This window comes from Pseudomonas sp. HLS-6 TE3448 (genome assembly GCF_053629555.1).
In genome coordinates this window covers 2,423,745-2,447,894 of sequence record NZ_JBRJIO010000001.1, presented here as the reverse complement: position 1 = coordinate 2,447,894, position 24,150 = coordinate 2,423,745, and the positions used below count along the sequence as shown (strand labels likewise).

The following is a 24,150-nucleotide window of genomic DNA, read 5'->3' as shown; positions in this document are numbered from 1 at the left end:
CTGCAAATCTGTAATGCACAGCGGGCACGGGTGCCCGAAAGGCCGCATATTCTCAAGGAATATACGGACTTTTGCAAATGCCTTTTTCCGGCGACCCCAGGGGCGCCTTGCAGATTTGCCAGTTGTGCCGCTGCTGACAGCGGCGTTTGTATCCGCCAATGGCGGAACCCAGTGCATCGGTACAGGCCCAACAGGCCCGACCGACGCCTTGAATTTGAGGTTACAGCTTCGGCATGCCGCCGCCTGGCATCATGCCGCCCAGGCCACGCATCATTTTCGCCATACCGCCTTTGGCGGAGAACTTCTTCATCATTTTCTGCATTTGCTTGTGCTGCTTGATCAAGCGACCGATGTCCTGCACCTGGGTACCGGAACCGATGGCGATGCGGCGCTTGCGCGAACCGCTGATCATCTCGGGGTCACGGCGCTCGGCCGGAGTCATCGAGTTGATGATCGCTTCCATCTGCTTGAACTGCTTCTCGGCCGCGCCCTGGGCACTGCCCATCTGCGCCAGGTTGACCCCACCGATACTTGGCAGCTTGTCCATCAGGCCGCCGAGGCCGCCCATGTTCTTCATTTGCTGAAGCTGGTCACGGAAGTCTTCGAGGTCGAAGCCCTTGCCCTTCTTCAGCTTCTTGGCCAGCTTGTCGGCCTTTTCCTTGTCGAGGGTCTGCTCGGCCTGCTCGATCAGGCTGAGCACGTCACCCATACCCAGGATTCGCGAGGCGATACGGTCCGGGTGGAAGGGCTCGAGGGCTTCGGTCTTCTCGCCCATACCGATGAATTTGATCGGCTTGCCGGTAATCGCACGCACCGACAGTGCAGCACCACCACGGGCATCGCCGTCGACCTTGGTCAGCACCACACCGGTCAGGGGCAGCGCATCACCGAAGGCCTTGGCCGTGTTCGCCGCATCCTGACCGGTCATGGCATCAACCACGAACAGGGTCTCGATCGGCTTGACCGCGGCGTGCAGCTGCTTGATCTCGGCCATCATCTCGGCGTCGACGTGCAGGCGACCGGCGGTATCGACGATCACCACGTCGATGAACTTCAGCTTGGCTTCGCGAATTGCCGCTTCAGCGATAGCTACCGGCTTCTGGCTGATATCCGACGGAAAGAACGTCACGCCGATATCGTTGGCCAGGGTTTCCAGCTGCTTGATTGCCGCAGGACGGTAGACGTCGGCAGACACCACCATCACGGTCTTTTTCTTGCGCTCTTTAAGGAAGCGCGCCAGCTTGCCGGCGGTGGTGGTTTTACCCGCACCCTGCAAGCCGGCCATCAGGACTACGGCAGGTGGAGCGGCATTGAGCGCCAGGTCTTCGTTGGCCGCACCCATCAGGCCTTCAAGCTCGGCCTGGACGATCTTCACGAACGCCTGGCCTGGTGTCAGGCTGCGCGACACTTCAGTGCCGACCGCACGTTCCTTGACCTTGTTGACGAAATCCTTGACCACCGGCAGGGCGACGTCGGCCTCGAGCAACGCCATGCGCACTTCACGCAGGGTGTCTTTGATGTTGTCTTCGGTCAGTTTGGCTTTGCCGGTGACATGGCGCAGCGTCTGTGACAGACGGTCGGTCAAGTTTTCAAACATGGGGATCCTTTCAGGCTCTGTTGAACCGAGGTTTATCAGCTGCCTCTGGCGCGCTCGGCCAGCCTAGGGCGAAGGCAGGCCGACGATTATAACGAAGACTGAGCACTAAGCACACCAGGCCGTCGGCTTGCAGTCTTCCTTGGTGCACGCGTTCTATGCCAAACTCAGTTTCTTTCGGGCTTGCCTAACAGGACTTATGCTCCCCTTGTCACCCAGTCTGCTACCCAATCTGATCGCCGCCTGCCTCTACGCCGCCGCGACCCTCTATCACGGTACACGCCTCGCACAGGGCACCAAGGCCAACAAACGCCTGCTCAGCCTGCTAGGCTGCTTTGCCGTTGCCGCACAAGGCACCGCACTGTACTGCCAACTGCTGACGCCGCTGGGCTTGAGCCTGGACTTTTTCAGTGCCGCCAGCCTGATCGCGACGGCGGTGATCACCTTGACGCTGGTCGCCTGCCTGCGCATCCCGGTGGAAAACCTGCTGGTATTACTGTTCCCACTCGGGCTGGTCACCGCCTTGAGTGCGCAGTTCGCACCTGCCGGCACGCCGCCGCTGATCAATGAAGAACCAGGCATCCTTGCGCATATCCTGCTGTCGATCCTGGCCTACGGCATGTTCACCATCGCCGTATTCCAGGCACTGCTGCTACTGCTGCAGGACCACCAGCTCAAGCACAAGCACCCTTCTGGCCTGATCAAGAACTTCCCACCCCTCCAAACCATGGAAAGCCTGCTGTTTGGCTTTCTCTGGGCCGGCTGGGGGCTGCTGTCGCTCTCGCTGATCTCCGGCTGGCTGTTCGTCGAGAACCTCTTTGCCCAACACCTGGTGCATAAAACGCTACTGGCCTGCCTGGCCTGGATCGTGTTCAGCGTGCTGCTCTGGGGACGCAACCGCCTTGGCTGGCGCGGGCACAAGGCGATCCGCTGGACCCTGGCCGGTTTCTGCCTGCTGATGCTGGCCTATTTCGGCAGCAAGCTGGTACGCGAATTCATCCTGCATATCTGACAGGCCGCCACCTATGGACAACCTGCCACTAGGCCCTCTGCTCGGCGCACTGGCGCTGGCACTGATATGGTCGGCACTCTTCGCCACAGTGGACGCGGCCCGACAGCAGATGCTGCAGCGGCGCAACGGTCAGCAAGGCGAGCGACCCCTCCTGGAATTGCCCTTGTCCGCCCTGATCCTCTGCGCCAGCCTCGGCAAACTGCTGGTGTTTGCCCTGGCCGTGCAGCTTGGCCTGCGCTGCATGGGCGATACCGGCTTCTGGGCAGGCGCCGCAGCCGCAGCCGCAGCCCTTCTGGTGTTCGCAGAGTACATGCCTCGCCGGCTGGCGCGACGCTGCCCAGAGGCAATCGTTGGCCTCGGCAACAGCCTGCTCAAGTACCCACTGCACGCCATTCAACCACTGGCCTGCGTGTTCGATGGCATTGCCCGCCTGCTGATACGCCCCTTTGCCCTGAAGGCCAATACGGTCAGCCAGCACGACAACAACGAGCAGGATACGCACAGCGAGCAGGACGCCGCACTGGACCACGGCCACCACAAAGCCCCGCTGCTCCATAGCCTGCAGACCCTGGACAAGGTGACGGTCAACGACATCCTGGTGCCGCGCAACGACGTGGACGGCATTAACCTGGATGATTCGATCGAAACCATCATCGAACAGCTGATCATCAGCCGCCACACGCGCCTGCCGGTGTTCCACAGCGACATCAACCAGGTCGAAGCAGTACTCAACACCCGGCAGATCAGCCACCTGCTCCCCAAGGGCGAACTGACCAAGGAAATCTTGCTGGCAACCTGCTACGAACCGTACTTCGTCCCCGAAAGCACGCCCCTGCAGTTGCAGTTGCTGAATTTCCACAAACAGCAGCGCCGCCTCGGCGTGGTGGTCGACGAATATGGTGAAGTGCTGGGCATCGTCACCCTGGAGGACATCCTCGAAGAGATCGTCGGCGAGTTTGAGGATGAACACAGCCTGGACAACCCGCATATCCATCCGCAGGCCGACGGCCGTTTTGTCATCGAAGGCGCTGCTTCGTTGCGCGAACTGAACCGCTGCCTCGGCTGGCACCTGCCCAGCGATGGGCCCAAAACGCTCAACGGGCTGGTTACCGAGGCCCTGGAAAGCATCCCCGAAAGCGCTGTATGCCTGAAAATAGGCCGATATCGCATGGAAATCCTCGAAACCGAGGACAATTGCGCCAGTCGCGTGCTGGTCTGGACAGTAACCCGTTAGCTATACTCGATGCACGCTTACCCAGCCCAGCCGTAACGCCCGCTACCCGCATCCGGCGAATCTCGGCCAGTCAGTCTGACTGAACATTGCGCGCTTTACCGGCAGCGGCTCAAACCCCGACCCACTGCTCGCGCCCGCCCCCATCCCCAGAGGGCGCATGTTCATTGGCACCTCAATAACGCATAACTAAAACAGCTTCGACGCCTGCGAGTACTCGCCTTGCCGAGTACTCGCCTTGCATTGCGCACACTCGCCGGCCCATGGAGCACTTGACTGTCAGGGATCATTGAATGACAACCACCCACACCTACGACGGCACAACCGCAGCCGCCCCAGGCAACTCGCCCGCACGCGTCGCGACCGCGAGCTTTATCGGCACCGCCATCGAGTTCTACGATTTTTACGTCTATGCCACCGCCGCTGCATTGGTCATCGGCCCGGTATTCTTTCCCCAGACCTCCAGCACCGCGCAGATGCTTTCGGCCTTCCTGACGTTTGGTATCGCGTTTCTGGCACGCCCCCTGGGTTCGGCGCTGTTCGGCCACTTCGGTGACCGCATCGGGCGCAAGTCGACCCTGGTCGCCTCGTTACTGCTGATGGGCGTCTGCACCACACTGATCGGCGTACTGCCCGGCTACGACAGCATCGGAGCCTGGGCGCCGGTCCTGCTCTGCGTGCTGCGCTTCGGCCAAGGCCTTGGCCTGGGCGGGGAATGGGGCGGGGCGGCATTGCTGGCCACCGAGAATGCGCCAAAGGGCAAACGCGCCTGGTTTGGCATGTTCCCTCAACTAGGACCATCGATCGGCTTCCTGGCGGCCAATGGCCTGTTCCTGACCCTAGCCTTGCTGCTGACCGATGAACAATTCCGTAGCTGGGGCTGGCGCATTCCGTTCCTGCTCAGCGCCGCACTGGTCATTGTCGGCCTCTACGTGCGCCTGCAACTGGAAGAAACCCCGGTATTCGCCAAGGCAGTCGCTCGCCACGAACGCGTCAAAATGCCCGTCATAGAGCTGTTCTCCCAGTATTGGGCGCCCATGCTGCTGGGTGCTGCGGCCATGGTGGTGTGCTATGCCCTGTTCTACATTTCCACCGTATTCTCACTGAGCTATGGCGTATCGACGCTTGGCTATAGCCGCGAGAGCTTCCTGGGCATGCTGTGCTTCGCCGTGCTGTTCATGGCCCTGGCCACGCCACTGTCGGCCTGGCTCAGCGACCGTTACGGCCGCAAGCCTGTGCTGATTGGCGGTGGCATTCTGGCCATCCTGTCGGGTTTCACCATGGAGCCCTTGCTGACTCAGGGTTCGACCACTGGTGTAGCCCTGTTCCTGGCTATCGAGCTGTTTCTGATGGGCGTGACATTTGCGCCGATGGGCGCGCTGCTACCAGAGCTGTTCCCGACCCATGTGCGCTACACCGGGGCTTCGGCAGCCTATAACCTAGGTGGCATCGTCGGCGCATCGGCAGCACCGTTCTTTGCCCAGAAACTGGTGAGCATGGGGGGCTTGAGCTGGGTGGGAGGCTATGTTTCGGCGGCGGCTCTGCTGAGCCTGATTGCCGTGCTGTGCCTGAAAGAAACGCGACATTCGGAGCTTTAAGCGCTGCACTGCAGCTCATCGCTAGCAAGCCTGCCTCCAGCAGGAGTCAGGCTTGCTAGCGAGGGTGCTTAAACCTTACAACTCAACCTTGACCGCTTGCGAAGCGCGGGTCGCCTTGGCCCGGGCGGCCTCGATCGACTCGTCACGCGCCAGGCACACACCCATGCGGCGCTGACCATTCACCTCCGGTTTGCCAAACAGACGCAGCGCGGTATCCGGCTCGCTCAGCGCGGCGCCCAGATTGGCAAATGCGGTCTGCTGCGACTGCCCCTCAACCAGAATGACCGCCGACGCCGACGGACCAAACTGACGAATCAACGGGATTGGCAGGCCAAGAATGGCACGCGCATGCAGGGCGAACTGCGACAGGTCCTGGGAAATCAGGGTAACCAGACCGGTATCATGCGGGCGCGGCGATACTTCGCTGAACCACACCTGATCGCCTTTGACGAACAGTTCGACACCGAACAGACCACGCCCGCCCAAGGCCTCAGTAACGGCCTTGGCCACGCGCTCGGACTCAGCCAGCGCTACCGGACTCATGGCCTGCGGCTGCCAGGACTCCTGATAATCGCCCTTTTCCTGGCGATGGCCGACAGGTGCGCAGAACGTCGTACCGCCAATGTGTCGCACGGTCAGCAAGGTGATTTCGTAGTCGAAGTCAATGAAGCCCTCGATAATCACCCGCCCCTTGCCGGCACGACCGCCCTCTTGAGCGTAGTCCCAGGCCTTCTGCAGGTCATCGGCGCTCTTGAGCAGGCTTTGACCCTTGCCCGAAGAGCTCATCACCGGCTTGACCACGCACGGGAAGCCCAGGTCTTCAACAGCCTTGCGATAGTCTTCGAAGGTGTCGGCAAAATGATACGGCGAGGTCGGCAGATCGAGCTCTTCAGCGGCCAGACGACGGATGCCTTCACGGTTCATGGTCAATTGCGCAGCACGGGCTGTCGGCACCACGGTAAAGCCTTCAGCTTCCAGCTCGACCAGGGTCGCGGTGGCAATGGCTTCAATTTCCGGAACGATGTAGTGCGGCTTCTCGGCCTCGATCACAGCGCGCAGGGCAACACCATCGAGCATGTTGATCACATGACTACGGTGCGCCACCTGCATGGCCGGCGCATCGGCGTAACGGTCCACGGCAATCACTTCAACACCCAGGCGTTGCAGCTCGATTACCACTTCCTTGCCCAGCTCGCCGCAGCCACACAGCAGTACGCGGGTCGCGGTCGGCGACAATGGGGTTCCGATACGGGTCATCTCAGGTCCTCAAAAGGAAGGAGTCCAGGGCCGCCCCGCGCTCGGTGCAACCCGGTAATAGGGAGCACATTTTACATGAACCGGTCATCTAAGCCTCAGCTGGCGTAAGCGTTTTTCCGCGCGCGCCAGGCCATCGCCAGCCAGACCACCGTCACACCGGCAAATTTGGAGCCCAATGCAGTACCGACTACCGCAGGCGTCAGCGCACCGATCATGCCGAAGAAGATAAAGGTATCCAGCGGAATGCTCAGCGCCGAGCTGAGCCAGAGGCGGTCATGCAAGGGCCGCTTGGTGATACTGAAGACCAGCCAGTCGATGCACTCGGAGACCGCAAAAGCCGTGGCGCTGGCCAGGGCGATGGCCGGTTCGGAGGTGAGGTAGGACAGTACCAGCGCTGCCAGCATGGCGATCAGAGCGCCATGCCCAAAGCGGGTTTGCACCATATCGCGCAGGATAAACACCAGACCACCCCAGGCAGACCAGATGATGTCCAGGTGCGGGGCGCTGGAAAAGGCGTAGTTGATCAGCACGACACTGCTGATGTAAGCAATCAGAAAGAACATAGGGGCAACCGAAGGGCAAGCCGGACAGAATACTTGACCGCCCCGGTAAGGCTCAAGCCGATGGCTGGGCCGTCGACAGTATCAAACCCGCAGCCAGTGCGCGCTCGTGGCACAACAGCAGCACCTCACGCCGCTCACTGTTGTCCATGCGCCCCCAGCGCGTGATTTCACTGGCGGTACGCTGACAACCGGTACAGATATCCTGCTCGTCCAGTGCGCACACGTTGACACAAGGTGACGCCACCGGGCGCTCCGGGCTGACCATCATGCCTCCTGCTCAGCCAGATCACGGGCATAACGCTGTGCGTTGTGAACGTAGTGGGCCGCGCTGGCTTCAAGCATTTTCATCTGTGCTTCTGTCAGCTCGCGCACGACCTTGCCCGGCGAGCCCATGACCAAGGAGCCATCGGGGATCTCCTTGCCTTCGGGAATCAGTGCATTGGCGCCGATAATACAGTGCTTGCCGATACGCACGCCGTTGAGGATTACGGCGTTGATGCCGATCAGGCTGTAGTCACCCACCGTGCAGCCATGGAGCATGGCATTGTGACCAATCGTCACGCCCTTACCGATGGTCAGCGGCGAACCCATGTCGGTGTGCATCACCGTACCGTCCTGAACGTTGCTGTTCTCGCCAATGTCGATCAGCTCGTTGTCACCACGCAGTACCGCACCGAACCAGACACTGGCGCCCGCCTGCAAGCGCACCTTGCCAATCAGCGTGGCGGTGGGCGCAGCCCAGCTCTGCGGATGAGTTTCGACCCGCAGGTCGCCCAGACGGTATTTCATGCGTGGTTCCTCACGATTGGATCATGGCGGTTGAGCCCGCTCAGATTGGAATGAAACGCTCTGGCGGCTTGTGCAAGCAGATGCCGGCATCGTAAACCAGATTGACCAGCTCGACGATCATGATCGCCGACAACCCCCAGATCTTGTATTCGCCGAATCGGTAGCTGGGCACATACCAACTGCGCCCCTGATAGTCGATGCGGTGCGTATGGTCGCGCGGGTCCTGACGAAAGAACGCCAGCGGCACAGTAAACACAGCGGCAATTTCAGCATCGTTGGCGCGGTACTCGACATAGTCGGGAATCACCCCGACAAAGGGCGTGACGCGCAAGCCGTGCAGGGAAATCAGTGGGCTTAACGGGCCGATGACCTCCACCAGGCCCGGCGGCAGGCCAATCTCCTCCTCGGCCTCGCGCAAGGCGGTGAAGATCAGGTCGGGGTCTTCCGGGTCGCGTCGACCACCCGGGAAGGCTACTTCACCACCATGGGTGGAAAGCCCCTTGGCGCGCAAGGTGAGCACCAGCTCAGGCTCGTCGCTGCGCGTGATGGGCAATAACACGGCGGCCTCGGGAAAACGTCGATCCGTCTCCAGGGTACTCGGTGTATGACTACTCACTCGGCGAAGTAACTCGTCCAGCATGGTCTCTCTCAACTCAAGGACTCTCCTCATCATGCACCAAATGCACCGCCCTGCCCAACCCCCTGCGGCAAACCCGCTTGCGGGCCTGCCGACACTGGCGCGAAGATAGGCCTAACCATCAGGATAATCCGATCATGAATTTCTGCAGCGCCTGCGGCAAACCGGTCATTCAGTGCATCCCCGAAGGCGACAGCCGCCTGCGCTATGTGTGCGAGCATTGCCAGACCGTTCATTACCAGAACCCGAACATCGTCGCCGGCGTTCTGCCAATCTGGGGCAGCCAGATACTGCTGTGCCGCCGCGCCATCGAACCCCGACGCGGCTACTGGACCCTGCCGGCTGGTTTCATGGAGAACGGTGAGACCATCGAACAGGCCGCTCGCCGCGAGACCATCGAAGAGGCCTGCGCGCGACTTGGCCCAATGAGCCTGTACCAACTGTTCGACCTGCCGCACATCAACCAGGTACACGTGTTCTTCCGCGCCGAACTGAGCGATCTGGATTTCGCCATTGGCGAGGAAAGCCTGGAAGTACGGCTGTTTGAAAAGAGCGAAATACCTTGGGATGAGCTGGCTTTCCGCACCATCAGTCGTACCCTAGAATGCTATTATCGTGACCTCGTCGAGCAGCGCTTCCCGGTCGGTAACGAATGCCTACCCCCCCTGTTCGGCCCGTCATTCACGACTTAGATCTGGCTACTTATCAGGGATATTGTTTCATGCGTTGGTTGCTTGCCCTCTTCTGCCTCACAGTGGCCTCGGTATCTCAGGCGGCCTTCACCGAAACCATCGTGACCAAGCCGGTCTCACAGCAACGCACCGTCGAGAAAGTGCTGGTCATAAAATCAGCCCGCCAACTGCAACTGATCAGCGCTGGCGAACCATTCAAGAGCTACCGCATCTCCCTGGGCAAGCAGCCCAACGGCCCGAAACAGCGCGAAGGTGACAAACGCACCCCAGAAGGCCTGTACTGGCTTGACTGGCGCAAGGTAAGCGATCGCTACAACCTGGCCATGCATGTCTCCTACCCGAACGTCAGCGATGCCGCCCGAGCGCGCCGCGAAGGTGTCGAGCCTGGCGGCATGATCATGATCCACGGTACCCCCCTCAATGACGAGTACCCGGAGTGGTACTTCCATACCCTGGACTGGACCGAAGGCTGCATCGCCATGAAGAACGCCGACATGCGCGAAGTCTGGAGCCTGGTCAAGGACGGCACCCTGATCGAGATCCGCCCCTGAGGCAGCAAGAGCAGTAAACTGAACCCATAAAAAAACGCCGCGATCGGTATCGATCGCGGCGTTTTTATTGAACCCCTCAAAAGTTGGCGAGCTGCCAGACTTCATAGGCCGGGGTTTCATACGGATGGCTCTGCTTCAGAGCAGTGACGACCGACTCAATCAACGCGTCGGCCACCACCAACTCTACGCGCCACTCTTCCACCTGCTCAACCACACCCGCCTGCCCAATGAACGGCTGGCTACCGTCCAGTGGGCGAAACTGGCCCTGGCCAAGTACCTGCCAGGCGCAGCAATCATAGTCACCGATTCGGCCGCCACCGGCGGCGAATACGGCAGCCTTGACCACCTCTAGATGGCTAGGCGGTACGAAGAAGGCGAGCTTGTACATCCGGCTTAGTTCACCCACACGCGCGCGTTACGGAACATCCGCATCCACGCACCGTCTTCATTCCACTCGTCCGGCTTCCAGGAGTTCTGTACGGCACGGAAGACCCGCTCAGGGTGCGGCATCATGATGGTGACGCGACCGTCGCGGCTGGTCAGGCCAGTGATACCACGCGGCGAACCGTTAGGGTTGGCCGGGTAAGCTTCGGTGACCTTGCCATGGTTGTCGACAAAACGCAGCGCCACGCAGCCGGACAGGTCTGCTTCAAGCAGCGCCTCAGGGCTCTGGAACTCGGCATGACCTTCACCGTGAGCGATGGCGATCGGCATACGCGAACCGGCCATGCCCTGCAGGAAGATCGAGTTCGACTCCTGAACCTGAACCATAGCCACACGGGCCTCGAACTGCTCGGAACGGTTACGCACGAAGTGCGGCCAGAGCTCGCTGCCCGGAATAAGCTCGTGCAGGTTGGAGAGCATCTGGCAACCGTTGCAGACACCCAGGGTGAAGCTGTCGTTACGCTCGAAGAAGCCCTGGAAGGCATCACGGGCACGGCTGTTGAACAGGGCCGACTTGGCCCAGCCTTCACCGGCACCCAGCACGTCACCATAAGAGAAGCCACCACAGGCGACCAGCCCCTTGAAGTCGTTCAGGTCAACGCGACCAGCGAGGATATCGCTCATGTGCACGTCGATGGCATTGAAGCCGGCGCGGTCGAACGCAGCGGCCATTTCCACCTGGCCGTTGACACCCTGCTCACGCAGTACAGCCACTTGCGGACGAATACCGGTCTTGATGTAAGGCGCCGCGACATCCTGGTTGACGTCAAAGCCCAGCTTGGCGTTCAAGCCTGGGTTGTCTTCTTCCAGCAGGGCATTGAACTCCTGATCGGCACAGTCAGCGTTATCACGCAGACGCTGGATCCGGTAGCTGGTTTCCGCCCAGGTGCGCTGCAACACACTGCGCTCACCGTCGAACAGCACTTCGCCGTTCAGGCTGATCTGCACTTCTGCGCTGTTGATCGGTTGGCCGATCACGGCAACACAGTCCTCACCAAGGCCTGCGGCGCTGAACTGTGCCAGTACCTCTGCCGTAGCGTCCTGACGCACCTGGATGACCGCACCCAACTCTTCGTTGAAAAGAATCGCCGCGACCTTCTCACGCTTGCTGGTCAGGGTGTCGAGCTCCAGGCTCAGGCCACAGTGACCGGCAAAGGCCATTTCCAGTGCGCTGACCAGCAGACCACCATCGGAACGGTCGTGGTAGGCCAACAGATGACCGTCAGCGTTCAGGCCCTGGATCACGGCGAAGAAGGCTTTCAGGTCTTCGGCATCGTCGACGTCCGGCGCCTGGCTGCCCAGTTTGCCGTGGGTCTGTGCCAGGATCGAGGCACCCATGCGGTTCTGGCCACGGCCGAGGTCGATCAGGATCAGATCGGTCTCGCCCTTGTCCATACGCAGCTCTGGGGTGAGGGTCTTGCGAATGTCAGTCACAGGCGCAAAACCGGTGACAACCAGCGACAGCGGCGAGGTAACGCTCTTCTCCTCGCCCTCTTCGCTCCAGCGGGTCTTCATGGACATGGAGTCCTTGCCCACCGGAATGGTCAGGCCCAGCTCTGGGCACAGCTCCATACCAACGGCCTTGACGGTGTCATACAGACGCGCATCTTCACCCGGGTGACCTGCGGCAGACATCCAGTTGGCCGACAGCTTGATGTCGGACAGCTTGCCGATCCGCGAGGCAGCCATGTTGGTCAGGGTCTCGCCAATCGCCATGCGACCGGACGCCGGGGCATCGAGCAGGGCCAACGGGGTACGCTCACCCATGGCCATCGCTTCACCGGTGTAGACATCGAAACTGGTGGCGGTGACAGCGACATCGGCCACGGGCACTTGCCACGGGCCGACCATCTGGTCGCGAGCAACCAGACCCGTGATGGTGCGGTCGCCGATGGTGATCAGGAAGCTCTTGCTGGCCACCGCAGGGTGACGCAATACGCGATCAATGGAGTCATCCAGCGCCAGTGCGCTTGGATCGAAATCATCGCCCAGTTCCGCTTCACGGGTCACCGAACGGTGCATTTTTGGCGGCTTGCCCAGCAACACGTCCAGTGGCATATCCACCGGATTGTTGCCGAAATGGCTGTCGGTAACGGTCAGATGCGGTTCGGCAGTGGCCTCGCCAACCACCGCGAACGGGCAGCGCTCACGCTCACAGATAGCCTTGAAACGCTCGAAATCGGCCGCATCGACCGAGAGCACATAACGCTCTTGGGATTCGTTGCTCCAGATTTCCAGCGGTGCCATGCCTGGTTCGTCGTTCGGCACGTTGCGCAGTTCGAAACGACCACCGCGACCGGCGTCGTTAACCAGTTCAGGGAAAGCGTTGGACAGGCCGCCCGCACCGACGTCGTGAATGAACTTGATCGGGTTGTTGTCGCCCAGCTGCCAGCAGCGGTCGATCACTTCCTGGCAACGACGCTCCATTTCAGGGTTTTCCCGCTGAACGGAAGCGAAGTCCAGGTCAGCCGAGCTGGAACCGGTCGCCATCGACGAGGCGGCACCGCCGCCCAGGCCGATCAGCATGGCCGGGCCACCCAGCACGATCAGCTTGCCGCCGACGCTGATTTCGCCCTTCTGCACGTGGTCTTCACGGATGTTGCCCATACCACCGGCCAGCATGATCGGCTTGTGGTAACCACGGACTTCATCACCGTGCGGGGTCGTGATCGACTGCTCGAAGGTACGGAAGTAGCCGGTCAGGGCTGGACGACCGAATTCGTTGTTGAACGCCGCACCACCCAGTGGGCCTTCAATCATGATGTCCAGCGCGTTGACGATGCGCTCAGGCTTGCCGTAAGGCTTTTCCCAAGGCTGTTCGAAACCGGGGATGCGCAGGTTGGACACGGTGAAACCGGTCAGGCCCGCTTTCGGCTTGGCACCACGGCCGGTAGCGCCTTCGTCGCGAATCTCGCCACCGGAACCGGTAGAAGCCCCCGGGAACGGCGCAATAGCGGTCGGGTGGTTGTGGGTCTCGACCTTCATCAGGATGTGGACCGGCTCCTGCACCGCGCCGTACTGGCGGGTTTCAGGGTTCGGGAAGAAACGACCGGCCACGGAACCTACGATCACCGAGGCGTTGTCCTTGTAAGCAGACAACACGCCTTCGCTGTGCAGTTGGTAGGTGTTCTTGATCATGCCGAACAGGCTTTTTTCCTGGCTTTCGCCATCGATATCCCAGCTGGCATTGAAGATCTTGTGCCGGCAATGCTCGGAGTTGGCCTGGGCGAACATCATCAGCTCGATGTCGTGCGGATTGCGCTTCAAGCCCAGGAAGGCATTGACCAGGTAATCGATCTCATCGTCAGCCAGGGCCAGGCCCAACTCGACGTTGGCCTTTTCCAGTGCGGCACGGCCGCCGGCCAGCACATCGACCGCCGTCAACGGCTTGGGTTGTGCGTGACTGAACAGACCCGCGGCATCTTCCAGCTTGCTCAGCACCAGCTGAGTCATGCGGTCGTGCAGCACGTCGGCAACAGCAACGACATCAGCCTCGCTCAGCTCACCGCTGACATAGAAGGCGATACCCCGCTCCAGGCGCTGGATATTAGTCAGGCCACAGTTGTGGGCGATGTCGCTGGCCTTGCTCGACCAGGGCGAAATGGTGCCGAAACGTGGCACTACCAGAAACAGGCGGCCAGTGGGCTCCTGAACCGGTACGCTAGGGCCGTACTTGAGCAGACGTGCAAGCACCTGCTGTTGATCGGCGGTCAGATCACCGTCAACCTCGGCGAAATGAGCGAATTCAGCATACAAACCACTAACAGCGGGGACTTTCTGGCTCAGTTGCTCGATTAACTTACCGTGGCGAAAGGCAGAAAGGGCAGGAGCGCCGCGCAGGATCAACATCGTCGGGACAGCCTCAGGAAGGGGGTGTGCTTAGAGGCCGTGCATTGTAGCCTAAACCGGCGCGTCAGGCACTCGAAACGCTGCATCCACACCTGCCCGAATATCGGTATCTGCTGACGGCCTACAACAGCGCCACCTCTTAAATTGAAAAAGACGGTAAAAACCCTACGTTTTGCACGTACATTTTTGCCCATCGCTAACAGACAAGCCACCCATTGTCGAGATATGGCTGGGCCTGACCTTTGCGTATACTGCACGTTATGTTTGCCCAGACTGCTTTGCGCCAGCGTTGCGCCAAATGGCTCATCGCAACCGGACTCTTACTGCTGCTCGGTGCCTGCGTTGAAAAACCCAGCACACTCGAGCGAGTCAAAGAGGATGGCGTGCTGCGCGTGGTTACCCGCAACAGCCCGGCCACCTACTTCCAGGACCGCAACGGCGAAACCGGCTTCGAGTACGAACTGGTCAAGCGCTTTGCCGACGATCTGGGGGTAGAGCTGAAGATCGAAACCGCTGACAACCTTGACGACCTGTTCGGACAACTGGGCAAACCACAAGGCCCGGTTCTGGCGGCCGCCGGCCTGGTCAGCAGCGAGCAGCGCAAACAACAGGTGCGCTTTTCCCACCCCTACCTGGAAGTCACGCCCCAGATCATTTATCGCAACGGCCGCTCACGCCCTACCGACGTCACCGACCTGGTCGGCAAGCGCATCATGGTGCTCAAGGGCAGCTCCCATGCCGAGCAGTTGGCGGAACTGAAGAAACAGTACCCCAAGCTCAGCTACGAAGAGTCCGAGGCGGTCGAAGTGGTCGACCTGCTGCGCATGGTCGACGAAGGCCAGATCGACCTGACCCTGGTCGACTCCAACGAATTGGCAATGAACCAGGTGTACTTCCCCAACGTACGGGTAGCGTTTGATCTGGGGGACGCCCGCGACCAGCGCTGGGCCGTCGCCGCTGGCGACGACAACAGCCTGCTCAACGAAATCAACACCTTCCTCGACAAGGCCCAAAAGAACGGCACCCTGCAACGCCTGAAAGACCGCTATTACGGCCATGTCGATGTACTTGGCTACGTCGGCGCGTATACCTTCGCCCAACACCTGCAGCAACGCTTGCCACGCTTCGAGAAGCATTTCCAGGCCACGGCCAAGAAAGAAAAGGTTGATTGGCGCCTGCTGGCGGCCATCGGCTACCAAGAGTCGATGTGGCAGGCAGAGGTCACCTCCAAGACCGGCGTTCGCGGGCTGATGATGCTCACCCAACGCACGGCCCAGGCCATGGGCGTCTCCAATCGACTGGACCCCAAGCAGAGCATCAGCGGTGGCGCCAAGTACTTCATGCACGTCAAGAACGAACTGGACGACAAGATCGAAGAGCCGGACCGTACCTGGTTCGCACTGGCGGCCTACAACGTGGGCAGCGGCCACCTGGACGACGCACGTAAATTGGCGGCCCGGGAAGGCCTGAACCCGAACAAGTGGCTGGATGTAAAGAAAATGCTGCCACGCCTGTCGCAAAAGCAGTGGTACAGCAAAACCCGGTATGGCTACGCCCGCGGCGGCGAACCCGTGCACTTCGTGGCCAACATCCGTCGCTACTACGACATCCTGACCTGGGTTACGCAGCCACAGCTTGAGGGCAATCAGGTGGCCGAAGGCAACCTGCATGTGCCGGGGGTCAACAAGACCAAACCACCTGAGCAGCCATCGTCCCTCTGAGCCCCGCTGTCAGTCATCGCGCACTGTCCGGCGGCATGCCCGCTCAGGATCGCGCACGCCGCGCCTTGAAGAACTCAGTGAGAATACTGCCGCACTCCTCGGCCAATACCCCGCCTTCAAACAGCACGCGGTGGTTGAGAAAACCCTGGGTAAAAAACTGCCCCTGGCTCTGCACCACCCCGGCTTTAGGCTCCAGCGCCCCGTACACCACACGGGCAATACGCGAATGGACGATCAGCCCTGCGCACATGCTGCACGGCTCCAGCGTCACGTAGAGGGTGCTGCCCGGCAAGCGGTAGTTACTGGCAGCCTGCGCGGCCGCACGAATGGCGACCATCTCGGCATGCGCGCTGGGATCACTGCCACTGATCGGGCAATTGAACCCCCGACCAATGACCTCACCATGCTGCACCAGCACCGCACCCACCGGCACTTCACCCAAGGCCGCGCCTTGGGCCGCAAGGTCCAGGGCCATCCGCATGAAAACCTGATCGCGACTGCGATCAATGATCTGGGGCTGGCGCATCAGGCTACCTCGATTGCAGCCATCAGGCCGGTTTCCATGTGATCGATGACATGACAGTGGAACATCCAGGTTCCCGGGTTATCGGCTACCAAGGCGACCTGGGCGCGTTCGTTCTTGCCCAACAGGTAGGTGTCGGTGAAGTACGGCTCGATTTTGCGTCGGTTCGACCCAATCACCTTGAAGGACATGCCATGCAGGTGAACAGGGTGCTGATACTGGGTCATGTTCTTCAGCTCGAAGATGTAACTCTTGCCCTTCTTCAGCGTAGCAATCGGGCGATCAGAGCAGGTCTTATCCGTGATGTCCCAGGCAACACCATTGATCTGCCACAGGCTCGGCGGTCGATTCTCGGTATTCACCGACACCGAACCTGCCCACTCAAAATTGAAGTGGAGCTTCTCGGCATTGGCCAGATCCGGCTCGGCCACCGGGTTGGCCGGCAGCGCTGGCGGCCAGTCACTCGGCGTGTCATTGCTGGCGACCGAGCGCAAGGTACCCAAGCGTACCGGGCCATCGCGCAGGGAGATTTCCTCACCCGCCGGCGGCACCTTGATCGCCAGACAAATACGCATACCCGGGCCCAACCAGTAGTCCTTGCCCAGCGGACGCGGCGTGATCGGGTTGCCATCCAGCGCATAAATACGCGCCTCGGCATTCCCGCGCAGGTTGATCCGGTAGGTCAGGGTGTTGTCCAGGTTGAGCAAGCGCACGCGGACAATCTGCCCAGCCGGCAGATCGACAACAGCATTGGGTTCACCATTGATGGTGAGCAAGCGCCCCGCCGTACCACCCCGGGCAGCTTCACGAGGCACGCTGAAGGCCACAAAGGCCCCTTGCTCGTCCACATGCCAGCTCTTCAGGCTCAGGGTGCGCTCGTACTTGAACCCGGTGGGCTCGCGCTCCTCGACAATCAACGGCCCCACCAGCCCGCGTCCCAGCTCCTCACTACTGCTCACATGCGGGTGATACCAGTAGCTACCGGCATCCGGCACACGGAATTTGTAGTCGAAGTATTCGCCCGGCAATACCGGCAGTTGCGAAACGTAGGGTACGCCATCCATTTCCAGCGGCAGGCGAATGCCGTGCCAATGAATAGTTGTAGGAACCGGCAGGTGATTGATGAAGCGTACACGCAGCCATTCGCCCTGACGTACACGCAACTCGGTGCCCGGCGCCGAAGGCCCAAACGCCCACGCCGGTGTCTTGTAGCCCGATACCAGTTCCACATCCAAGGGTGCGGCAATCAGCTCATAGTCATGGCCAGCATTCGGATCGGTCCTGCCCAGCCAATAGCGCGCAGCACCACCCGCCCCCAGGCCAACCGCCACCAAGCCAGTAAGGCCACCGAGAATTTGTCGCCGGGTAAAGGACATCGGAGCAAGCACCTCGTACTGCAGACTCAACAGGCTGGCGCACTGTGCCAGCGATGAAGGGCGAATACGATACACCTGCATTTGAGAAAGATTAAGTGAAGACTTTGTCGCACCCGCCTTGTGGCAGCCACCCCATCTGCACCAGAATCCCCACGACCAGCCCCTGCCATTGAAAAACCTGGACTGTTGCTTACCTCATAGGGATATCCACGCATGATCGACTTCAACAACAAAGGCTTCTTCAAACTCAAGCAAAACGACGAATACGCCGAACGCGTAACCGCCCTGCTGCTAGACGGCGAACACGTCATCGACGCTTACAAATCCATGCGCGACGGCGTGGTGTTCACCAACAAACGCATCATCGCGGTGAACGTGCAAGGCCTCACCGGCAGCAAAAAGGATTTCACCTCCCTGCCCTACAAAAATATCGTGGCCTACTCGGTTGAAACCTCCGGCACGTTCGACCTGGACTCGGAGCTGGAAATTTACTTTTCGTCGCTGGGCAAAGTGAAGTTCGAGTTCACCGGCAAGACCGCGATCGTCGAAATTTCCAAGCTTATCTCTGCACATATTTTTGCCTGACAGCACTGCGCGAAGCGGGGTGCCAGCGAGCATGCGGCGCCTGCATCGTTGGCAAGCCAACTCCCACAGGGGCCCGCGCAGAACATGGGCGCTCCCTGTGGGATCCAGGCTTGCCCTGGTAACGGTCAATGGCTTCTTCCAGCGTTTCGCCGGGCAACCATTAGAACAAATCGTGTAAACGCCTGCCGCAGGCGTTTACACGCCCGAGCGCGATCACATTATTCAGTAACGGCTTGAGCTTCAATCTCCAGGAGCCAGTCTGGGCTCGCCAACCCCGAGACCAAGATCCACGAGGAGGCTGGCAACTTGTCTCCAAATGAGTCATGCAGTGCTCTTGAGATATCGTTCTGAGAATCTGGATTACTCGCATCAGCTCGTATATAGATTCTGAGAATTGTTACATCACTCAAGCGCGCAGGGACTTCTGCCAACAACCTTTCAATGCATGTTAAGCACCGTATTGCTTGCTCGTACATGCCAACGCTGTGCAGAGACTGATCTGCATTGGCTGCAACTTGCCCTGATAAGAAAATGTGATTACTTCCTTTTGAAACAACAGCCTGGCTGAATCCGTATTGTGTGCTATCAAATAAAAAACCTGGATTTATCCTCTTATGCATGAAAACACCAACCTGTAAAAATATTGATTCAAGAATATCGAGTCATGAACACTGAAGCCACCCGTTTTAGCCCCGAGGTACGTCAACGTGAGCGATGCTTCTGTGCTGCCCGGCTTACCGCCGACGTTTGGCGGAAACCAAGATGCACGGCAGCAAAAAGGATTTCACCTCCCTGCCCTACAAAAATATCGTGACCTACTCGGTTGAAACTTCCGGCACGTTCGACCTGGACTCGGAGTTGGAAATTTACTTTTCGTCGCTGGGCAAAGTGAAGTTCAAGTTCACCGGCAAGACCGCGATCGTCGAGATTTCCAAGCTTATCTTTGCACATATTGTTGCCTGACAGCACTGCGCGAAGCGGGGTGTCAGCGAGCATGCGGCGCCGGCATCATTGGCACGCCAACGCCTATAGGGATCAGTGCCAGAATCCACTCGGCTTAAAAAACAAACCCCCGCTAGAAAGCGGGGGTTTGTCAGTAGCCTATGCCGAACGCGGGATCATTCCCACTCGATGGTTGCCGGCGGCTTGCTCGACACGTCGTAGGTCACCCGCGAGATGCCATCGATCTCGTTGATGATGCGACCACTGACAGTTTCCAGCAGCTCGTACGGCAGGTGCGCCCAACGGGCGGTCATGAAGTCGATGGTTTCCACGGCACGCAGGGCCACGACCCAGGCGTAACGACGGCCATCACCTACCACGCCAACGGATTTGACGGGCTGGAACACCACGAACGCCTGGCTGACCTTGTGGTACCAGTCGGCCTTGCGCAGCTCTTCGATGAAGATGTGGTCGGCACGACGCAGCAGGTCGGCGTACTCTTTCTTCACCTCACCGAGGATCCGCACACCCAGGCCTGGGCCCGGGAACGGGTGACGGTAGACCATGTCGTAAGGCAGGCCCAGTTCCAGACCGATACGGCGGACTTCGTCCTTGAACAGCTCGCGCAGCGGCTCGACCAGCTTGAGGTTCATTTCCTCTGGCAGGCCACCAACGTTGTGGTGCGACTTGATCACGTGAGCCTTGCCGCTCTTGGCACCGGCCGACTCGATCACGTCAGGGTAGATGGTACCCTGGGCCAGGAACTGGATGTTCTCCAGCTTGCTCGCCTCAGCATCGAACACGTCGATGAAGGTGCGACCGATGATCTTGCGCTTCTTCTCTGGGTCGGCTTCGCCGGCCAGATTGGACAGGAACTGTTCCTCGGCGTTGGCACGAATCACCTTGACGCCCATGTTCTCGGCGAACATGGCCATCACTTGCTCACCTTCGTGCAGACGCAGCAGGCCGTTGTCGACGAAGACGCAGGTCAGTTGATCGCCAATGGCACGGTGCAACAGCGCAGCCACCACCGAAGAGTCGACACCGCCAGACAGACCCAGCAGTACGTTTGCCGAACCCACCTGCTCACGCACCTGGGCAATGGCGTCTTCAACGATGTTCGACGCAGTCCACAGTGCTTCGCAGCCGCAGATGTCGAGGATGAAGCGCGACAGGATGCGACCGCCCTGCTTGGTGTGGGTCACTTCCGGGTGGAACTGCACGCCGTAGTAGCCACGGGTGTCGTCGGCCATACCGGCGATCGGGCAGCTCGGGGTGCTGGCCAGAATATGGAAGCCGGCTGGAATCTCGGTAACCTTGTCACCGTGGCTCATCCAGACATCGAGGCCGAATACGCCATCGTCGTCTACATGGTCTTCGATGCCGTCCAGCACGCGGCTCTTGCCGACGACATCGACACGGGCGTAACCAAATTCGCGCAGATCGGAACCTTCAACCTTGCCGCCCAATTGCTCGGCCATGGTCTGCATGCCGTAGCAGATGCCGAACACAGGTACACCCAGGTCCCAAACGGCTTGCGGGGCACGTGGGCTGTTGGCTTCGTGGACCGACTCGGGGCCGCCTGCGAGGATGATGCCGCGCGGGGCGAATTCGCGAATCGCTTCATCGTCCATGTCGAACGGATGCAGTTCGCAGTACACACCGATTTCGCGAACGCGACGAGCGATCAGCTGGGTGTACTGGGAACCGAAATCGAGGATCAGGATGCGGTGAGCGTGAATGTCGAGGGCCATGACTCAATCTCGTCAGTGGTAATCGGAAACGACACGGGGCTGTCGATAACAGCCCCGCTTGCTAGTACTGCCAGAAGCATCAACCTACGCGGTAGTTTGGCGCTTCTTTGGTGATCTGCACGTCATGCACGTGGGACTCGGCCATGCCGGCACCGGTGATGCGGACAAACTCAGGCTTGGTGCGCATCTCTTCGATGGTGGCACTGCCGGTGTAACCCATCGAGGAGCGCAGACCGCCCATCAACTGGTGAATGATTGCGGTCAGGGAGCCTTTGTACGGAACGCGACCTTCGATACCTTCCGGTACCAGCTTCTCGGCACCGGCCGAGGAGTCCTGGAAGTAGCGATCGGAAGAGCCCTGGGCCTGGGACATAGCACCCAGCGAACCCATGCCGCGGTACGCCTTGTAGGAGCGGCCCTGGAACAGCTCGATCTCACCTGGCGCTTCTTCGGTACCGGCGAACATCGAACCCATCATTACGCAGGAAGCGCCTGCAACGATGGCCTTGGACAGGTCACCAGAGAAACGGATACCGCCGTCAGCGATCAATGGCACACCGGTGCCTTCCAGTGCAGCAGAGACATTGGCGATGGCGCTGATTTGCGGCACGCCAACACCTGCAACGATACGGGTGGTGCAGATCGAGCCTGGGCCGATACCGACCTTGACCGCATCAGCGCCAGCTTCAACCAGTGCCTTGGCCGCAGCGCCAGTGGCGATGTTGCCGCCGATGACCTGCACTTCTGGGAAGTTTTCCTTGACCCAGCGAACGCGGTCGATAACGCCTTTGGAATGACCGTGCGCGGTGTCGACCACAACCACGTCAACGCCAGCAGCAACCAGTGCGGCAACGCGCTCGCCAGTGTCCTTGCCGGTGCCGACAGCAGCGCCGACGCGCAGACGACCCTGGTCGTCCTTGCTGGCCAGCGGGTAGGCCTTGGCCTTTTCGATGTCCTTGACGGTCATCATGCCCTTGAGGGCGAATTGCTCGTCGACGATCAGGACTTTTTCCAGACGGTGCTTGTGCAGCAGCTCGCGGACTTCGTTCTTGTCGGCGCCTTCGCGGACAGTGACCAGACGCTCTTTCGGCGTCATCACTTCACGCACGGTGGCGTCCAGACGGTTCTCGAAGCGCACGTCACGGGAGGTCACGATACCGACCAGGTCACCCTTGTGCAGTACCGGTACACCGGAGATATTGTTCAGGCGGGTCAATTCGAACAAGTCGCGCACGGTAGCGTCAGCGTCGATGGTGATCGGGTCTTTGACCACGCCAGCCTCGAACTTCTTGACCTTGCGCACTTCGGCAGCCTGCTGCTCGATGGTCATGTTCTTGTGGATGATGCCGATGCCACCTTCCTGTGCCATTGCAATGGCCAGGCGGGCTTCGGTCACGGTATCCATGGCGGCGGAAACCAACGGAATATTCAGCTCGATGCCACGGGTCAAACGGGTCTTGAGACTGACTTCATTGGGCAGTACCTCGGAATAACCAGGCACTAGGAGAATGTCGTCGAAGGTCAGGGCTTCTTGGCTGATACGCAGCATCGCGGGGGCTCCCGGGCGGGAAAAATGGAAGCGCGCCATTATACTCATACCCGGGCCTTCACTCAATGTATAGATGGCCCTTCGGTCAGTTGTCGTTCAATGTCACCTGCACCACGGCCACGGGCTGGTCCAGCCAATCGGCAAATGCTTCGATAAAAGAGGGTTTGAAACCAGCTTCGGCCCAGTTGTTGAAGATAAACCCAAGGTTGGAAAAACCACACGGCTGCAGGAACAGGAAGCCGTTGATATCGTCCTCATGGCCGCACTCGGGGCAGGTGAAGTTATCGGTCTGCCCAGGCATCCACTCTTCCAGGCTCTCGAACAACGCCTCGCCAACCTCGCGACGGCATTCGGCACACCCGGCCTCCTCCAGAAACCCCTGCACCGGCGTATAGATGCAACGCTTGGTGACCACCTCAAGGCCATTGATCGGCTGATCGAACGGCAGTAGCTCCGGATGCAGCACCACCTTGCGTGCGCCCGGCGCAATGGCATACGCCATGCGATTGCCGGTACGCCCGCAGGTGCTCAGCTGTTCTTCGACAATGTTTTCGCGCACTAGCCAACGCAGGATCGCCCGGGCTCTCGGCTCGTGTACCGGGACCGTGGAAATTTTCGGGACGATGATGCACTGGGTATTCATAACGACGGCCAAACCAATTCAAAGCCGCCAGTTTAACCCGTGCTCAGGCACTCAGATAGCGACCGATCAGTGCAATACCACTGGCCAGCACCAGCCAGGTGACCATGCGCACAAACGCTTCGCGCGACATGTTCAGGGTCAGCCGTCGGCCCACCCACACGCCCAGCAGCATCATCGGCGCCAGGCACAGCGCCAGCAGCAACAACGGCAGGTCGGCATACACACCCGCCAGCAGGAACAGGCTCAGGCGCACCAGCGTACTGCAACTGATCAAGGCACTCTGGGTGGCACGCACCTGATCCTTGGAGAGCAACCGGGCATTGAGGTAGATCGCATAAAGAAAGCCGCCACTCCCGAACAGCGCCCCAAACAGGCCACCAACCGTACCCATTGGCACCACCCAGCCAGGCGCCAGGCGTGCAGGCTTGACGGTCACTGCCAGGCTGTAGACGGCATACGCCGTAATAAACAGCCCCATCAGCAGCAACAGCAGGTCGGACTTGAGGTTGAGCAGGAACACCACACCCAGGGTGCAGCCCAGCGCCATGCACGGCAGCAGACGCATCAGCTCGCTGCGAACCACAGCCTTGCGTGCCGGTAGCCAGTTACCAAACGCCGCCACGAAATCCAGCAGCACCAACAACGGGATAATCCGCGACAACGGCATGAACTGAATCATCACCGGCCCCGCGACCAGCGCTGTACCAAACCCGGCGACACCAAAGACAACATAGGCCGCACCGACACCCAACAGGATCAGCAGCCAGTCAATCGCCGAAAAGGGAAGTAGGGAAAACACCATTGCCACCGTCATAGCGAGCGACCTCTAAGGAAGACGCG

At 60.0% G+C, this 24,150-nt stretch carries 22 protein-coding genes and 1 pseudogene; 8 read left to right on the top strand and 15 right to left on the bottom strand.

From position 1 onward, the window contains the following. Window positions 1-220: 220 nt before the first annotated feature. On the bottom strand, window positions 221-1,597 hold the full coding sequence (gene ffh / locus AB7M23_RS11270) for a signal recognition particle protein (protein ID WP_065759965.1): 1,377 nt from the start codon (window positions 1,595-1,597) through the stop codon (window positions 221-223). A gap of 196 nt (window positions 1,598-1,793) precedes the next feature. Between ffh and AB7M23_RS11265 the strand changes: the two genes are divergently transcribed. The 3 genes from AB7M23_RS11265 to AB7M23_RS11255 all read left to right on the top strand — a co-directional run bounded on the left by AB7M23_RS11265 (window position 1,794) and on the right by AB7M23_RS11255 (window position 5,435). Continuing rightward, window positions 1,794-2,606, top strand: coding sequence for a cytochrome C assembly family protein (locus tag AB7M23_RS11265; protein WP_065759966.1), 813 nt, complete (start codon window positions 1,794-1,796; stop codon window positions 2,604-2,606). A gap of 13 nt (window positions 2,607-2,619) precedes the next feature. Next, window positions 2,620-3,840, top strand: coding sequence for a transporter associated domain-containing protein (locus tag AB7M23_RS11260; RefSeq protein ID WP_454240841.1), 1,221 nt, complete (start codon window positions 2,620-2,622; stop codon window positions 3,838-3,840). A gap of 290 nt (window positions 3,841-4,130) precedes the next feature. Further along, window positions 4,131-5,435 carry an MFS transporter gene (locus AB7M23_RS11255; protein ID WP_099773674.1) on the top strand — a complete coding sequence of 435 codons (1,305 nt, stop codon included), beginning with the start codon at window positions 4,131-4,133 and terminating at the stop codon, window positions 5,433-5,435. A gap of 75 nt (window positions 5,436-5,510) precedes the next feature. On the opposite strand, the gene purT is transcribed toward AB7M23_RS11255, so the two are convergent. From purT to AB7M23_RS11230, 5 genes are all read right to left on the bottom strand, one after another. Continuing rightward, window positions 5,511-6,692, bottom strand: a complete 1,182-nt coding sequence (gene purT / locus AB7M23_RS11250; RefSeq protein ID WP_065759968.1) for a formate-dependent phosphoribosylglycinamide formyltransferase — start codon at window positions 6,690-6,692, stop codon at window positions 5,511-5,513. 95 nt (window positions 6,693-6,787) lie between these two features. Then, complete coding sequence (locus tag AB7M23_RS11245) at window positions 6,788-7,255, bottom strand: VUT family protein (protein WP_065759969.1); 468 nt, start codon at window positions 7,253-7,255, stop codon at window positions 6,788-6,790. 52 nt (window positions 7,256-7,307) lie between these two features. Then, the gene (locus AB7M23_RS11240; RefSeq protein ID WP_454242168.1) at window positions 7,308-7,520 is read right to left on the bottom strand and encodes a DUF1289 domain-containing protein; all 213 of its coding nucleotides are present in this window, start codon (window positions 7,518-7,520) and stop codon (window positions 7,308-7,310) included. Beyond that, the gene (locus tag AB7M23_RS11235; RefSeq protein ID WP_454240840.1) at window positions 7,520-8,044 is read right to left on the bottom strand and encodes a gamma carbonic anhydrase family protein; all 525 of its coding nucleotides are present in this window, start codon (window positions 8,042-8,044) and stop codon (window positions 7,520-7,522) included. Before AB7M23_RS11235 ends, AB7M23_RS11240 begins: the two co-directional genes overlap by 1 nt. A gap of 40 nt (window positions 8,045-8,084) precedes the next feature. Then, window positions 8,085-8,684, bottom strand: coding sequence for a CoA pyrophosphatase (locus tag AB7M23_RS11230; protein ID WP_065759972.1), 600 nt, complete (start codon window positions 8,682-8,684; stop codon window positions 8,085-8,087). Between the two features lie 134 nt (window positions 8,685-8,818). Between AB7M23_RS11230 and AB7M23_RS11225 the strand changes: the two genes are divergently transcribed. Continuing rightward, a complete protein-coding gene (locus AB7M23_RS11225) occupies window positions 8,819-9,373 on the top strand; it encodes an NUDIX hydrolase (protein ID WP_102052824.1) in 555 nt (184 codons plus the stop codon). A 29-nt stretch (window positions 9,374-9,402) separates the two neighbouring features. Continuing rightward, on the top strand, window positions 9,403-9,924 hold the full coding sequence (locus AB7M23_RS11220) for a L,D-transpeptidase family protein (RefSeq protein ID WP_065759974.1): 522 nt from the start codon (window positions 9,403-9,405) through the stop codon (window positions 9,922-9,924). A 76-nt stretch (window positions 9,925-10,000) separates the two neighbouring features. Here the strand turns inward: AB7M23_RS11220 and AB7M23_RS11215 are convergent, their stop codons facing one another. Next, the gene (locus AB7M23_RS11215) at window positions 10,001-10,312 is read right to left on the bottom strand and encodes a Nif3-like dinuclear metal center hexameric protein (protein WP_099773673.1); all 312 of its coding nucleotides are present in this window, start codon (window positions 10,310-10,312) and stop codon (window positions 10,001-10,003) included. A gap of 5 nt (window positions 10,313-10,317) precedes the next feature. Then, a complete protein-coding gene (gene purL / locus AB7M23_RS11210) occupies window positions 10,318-14,217 on the bottom strand; it encodes a phosphoribosylformylglycinamidine synthase (protein ID WP_330522052.1) in 3,900 nt (1,299 codons plus the stop codon). Between the two features lie 260 nt (window positions 14,218-14,477). Here purL and mltF point away from each other — a divergent pair, with 260 nt between their 5' ends. Then, window positions 14,478-15,938, top strand: coding sequence for a membrane-bound lytic murein transglycosylase MltF (gene mltF / locus AB7M23_RS11205; RefSeq protein ID WP_065761800.1), 1,461 nt, complete (start codon window positions 14,478-14,480; stop codon window positions 15,936-15,938). 43 nt (window positions 15,939-15,981) lie between these two features. Here mltF and tadA read toward each other — a convergent pair whose 3' ends face one another. Together tadA and AB7M23_RS11195 are read right to left on the bottom strand one after the other, a co-directional pair. Then, window positions 15,982-16,464, bottom strand: a complete 483-nt coding sequence (gene tadA / locus AB7M23_RS11200) for a tRNA adenosine(34) deaminase TadA (protein WP_454240839.1) — start codon at window positions 16,462-16,464, stop codon at window positions 15,982-15,984. After that, on the bottom strand, window positions 16,464-17,837 hold the full coding sequence (locus tag AB7M23_RS11195; protein ID WP_102052858.1) for a multicopper oxidase family protein: 1,374 nt from the start codon (window positions 17,835-17,837) through the stop codon (window positions 16,464-16,466). The genes tadA and AB7M23_RS11195 overlap by 1 nt, the downstream gene beginning before the upstream one ends. A 213-nt stretch (window positions 17,838-18,050) precedes the next feature. Between AB7M23_RS11195 and AB7M23_RS11190 the strand changes: the two genes are divergently transcribed. Continuing rightward, entirely contained in the window at window positions 18,051-18,422 is a 372-nt protein-coding gene (locus AB7M23_RS11190; RefSeq protein ID WP_099773671.1) for a PH domain-containing protein, read from the top strand. 218 nt (window positions 18,423-18,640) lie between these two features. On the opposite strand, the gene AB7M23_RS11185 is transcribed toward AB7M23_RS11190, so the two are convergent. Beyond that, entirely contained in the window at window positions 18,641-19,042 is a 402-nt protein-coding gene (locus AB7M23_RS11185; protein ID WP_083199902.1) for a Rid family hydrolase, read from the bottom strand. 148 nt (window positions 19,043-19,190) lie between these two features. On the opposite strand from AB7M23_RS11185, the pseudogene AB7M23_RS11180 reads away from it, so the two are divergent. Continuing rightward, window positions 19,191-19,385: pseudogene (locus tag AB7M23_RS11180) on the top strand (PH domain-containing protein); the annotation flags it as partial. A gap of 155 nt (window positions 19,386-19,540) precedes the next feature. Here the strand turns inward: AB7M23_RS11180 and guaA are convergent. From guaA to AB7M23_RS11160, 4 genes are all read right to left on the bottom strand, one after another. Continuing rightward, window positions 19,541-21,118, bottom strand: coding sequence for a glutamine-hydrolyzing GMP synthase (gene guaA / locus AB7M23_RS11175; RefSeq protein WP_065761731.1), 1,578 nt, complete (start codon window positions 21,116-21,118; stop codon window positions 19,541-19,543). 79 nt (window positions 21,119-21,197) lie between these two features. Beyond that, entirely contained in the window at window positions 21,198-22,667 is a 1,470-nt protein-coding gene (gene guaB / locus AB7M23_RS11170) for an IMP dehydrogenase (protein ID WP_099773668.1), read from the bottom strand. Between the two features lie 85 nt (window positions 22,668-22,752). Continuing rightward, window positions 22,753-23,310 carry a sugar ABC transporter ATPase gene (locus tag AB7M23_RS11165; protein ID WP_102052829.1) on the bottom strand — a complete coding sequence of 186 codons (558 nt, stop codon included), beginning with the start codon at window positions 23,308-23,310 and terminating at the stop codon, window positions 22,753-22,755. A gap of 43 nt (window positions 23,311-23,353) precedes the next feature. Then, window positions 23,354-24,124, bottom strand: coding sequence for a TSUP family transporter (locus AB7M23_RS11160; RefSeq protein WP_454240838.1), 771 nt, complete (start codon window positions 24,122-24,124; stop codon window positions 23,354-23,356). Between the last annotated feature and the right edge of the window lie 26 nt (window positions 24,125-24,150).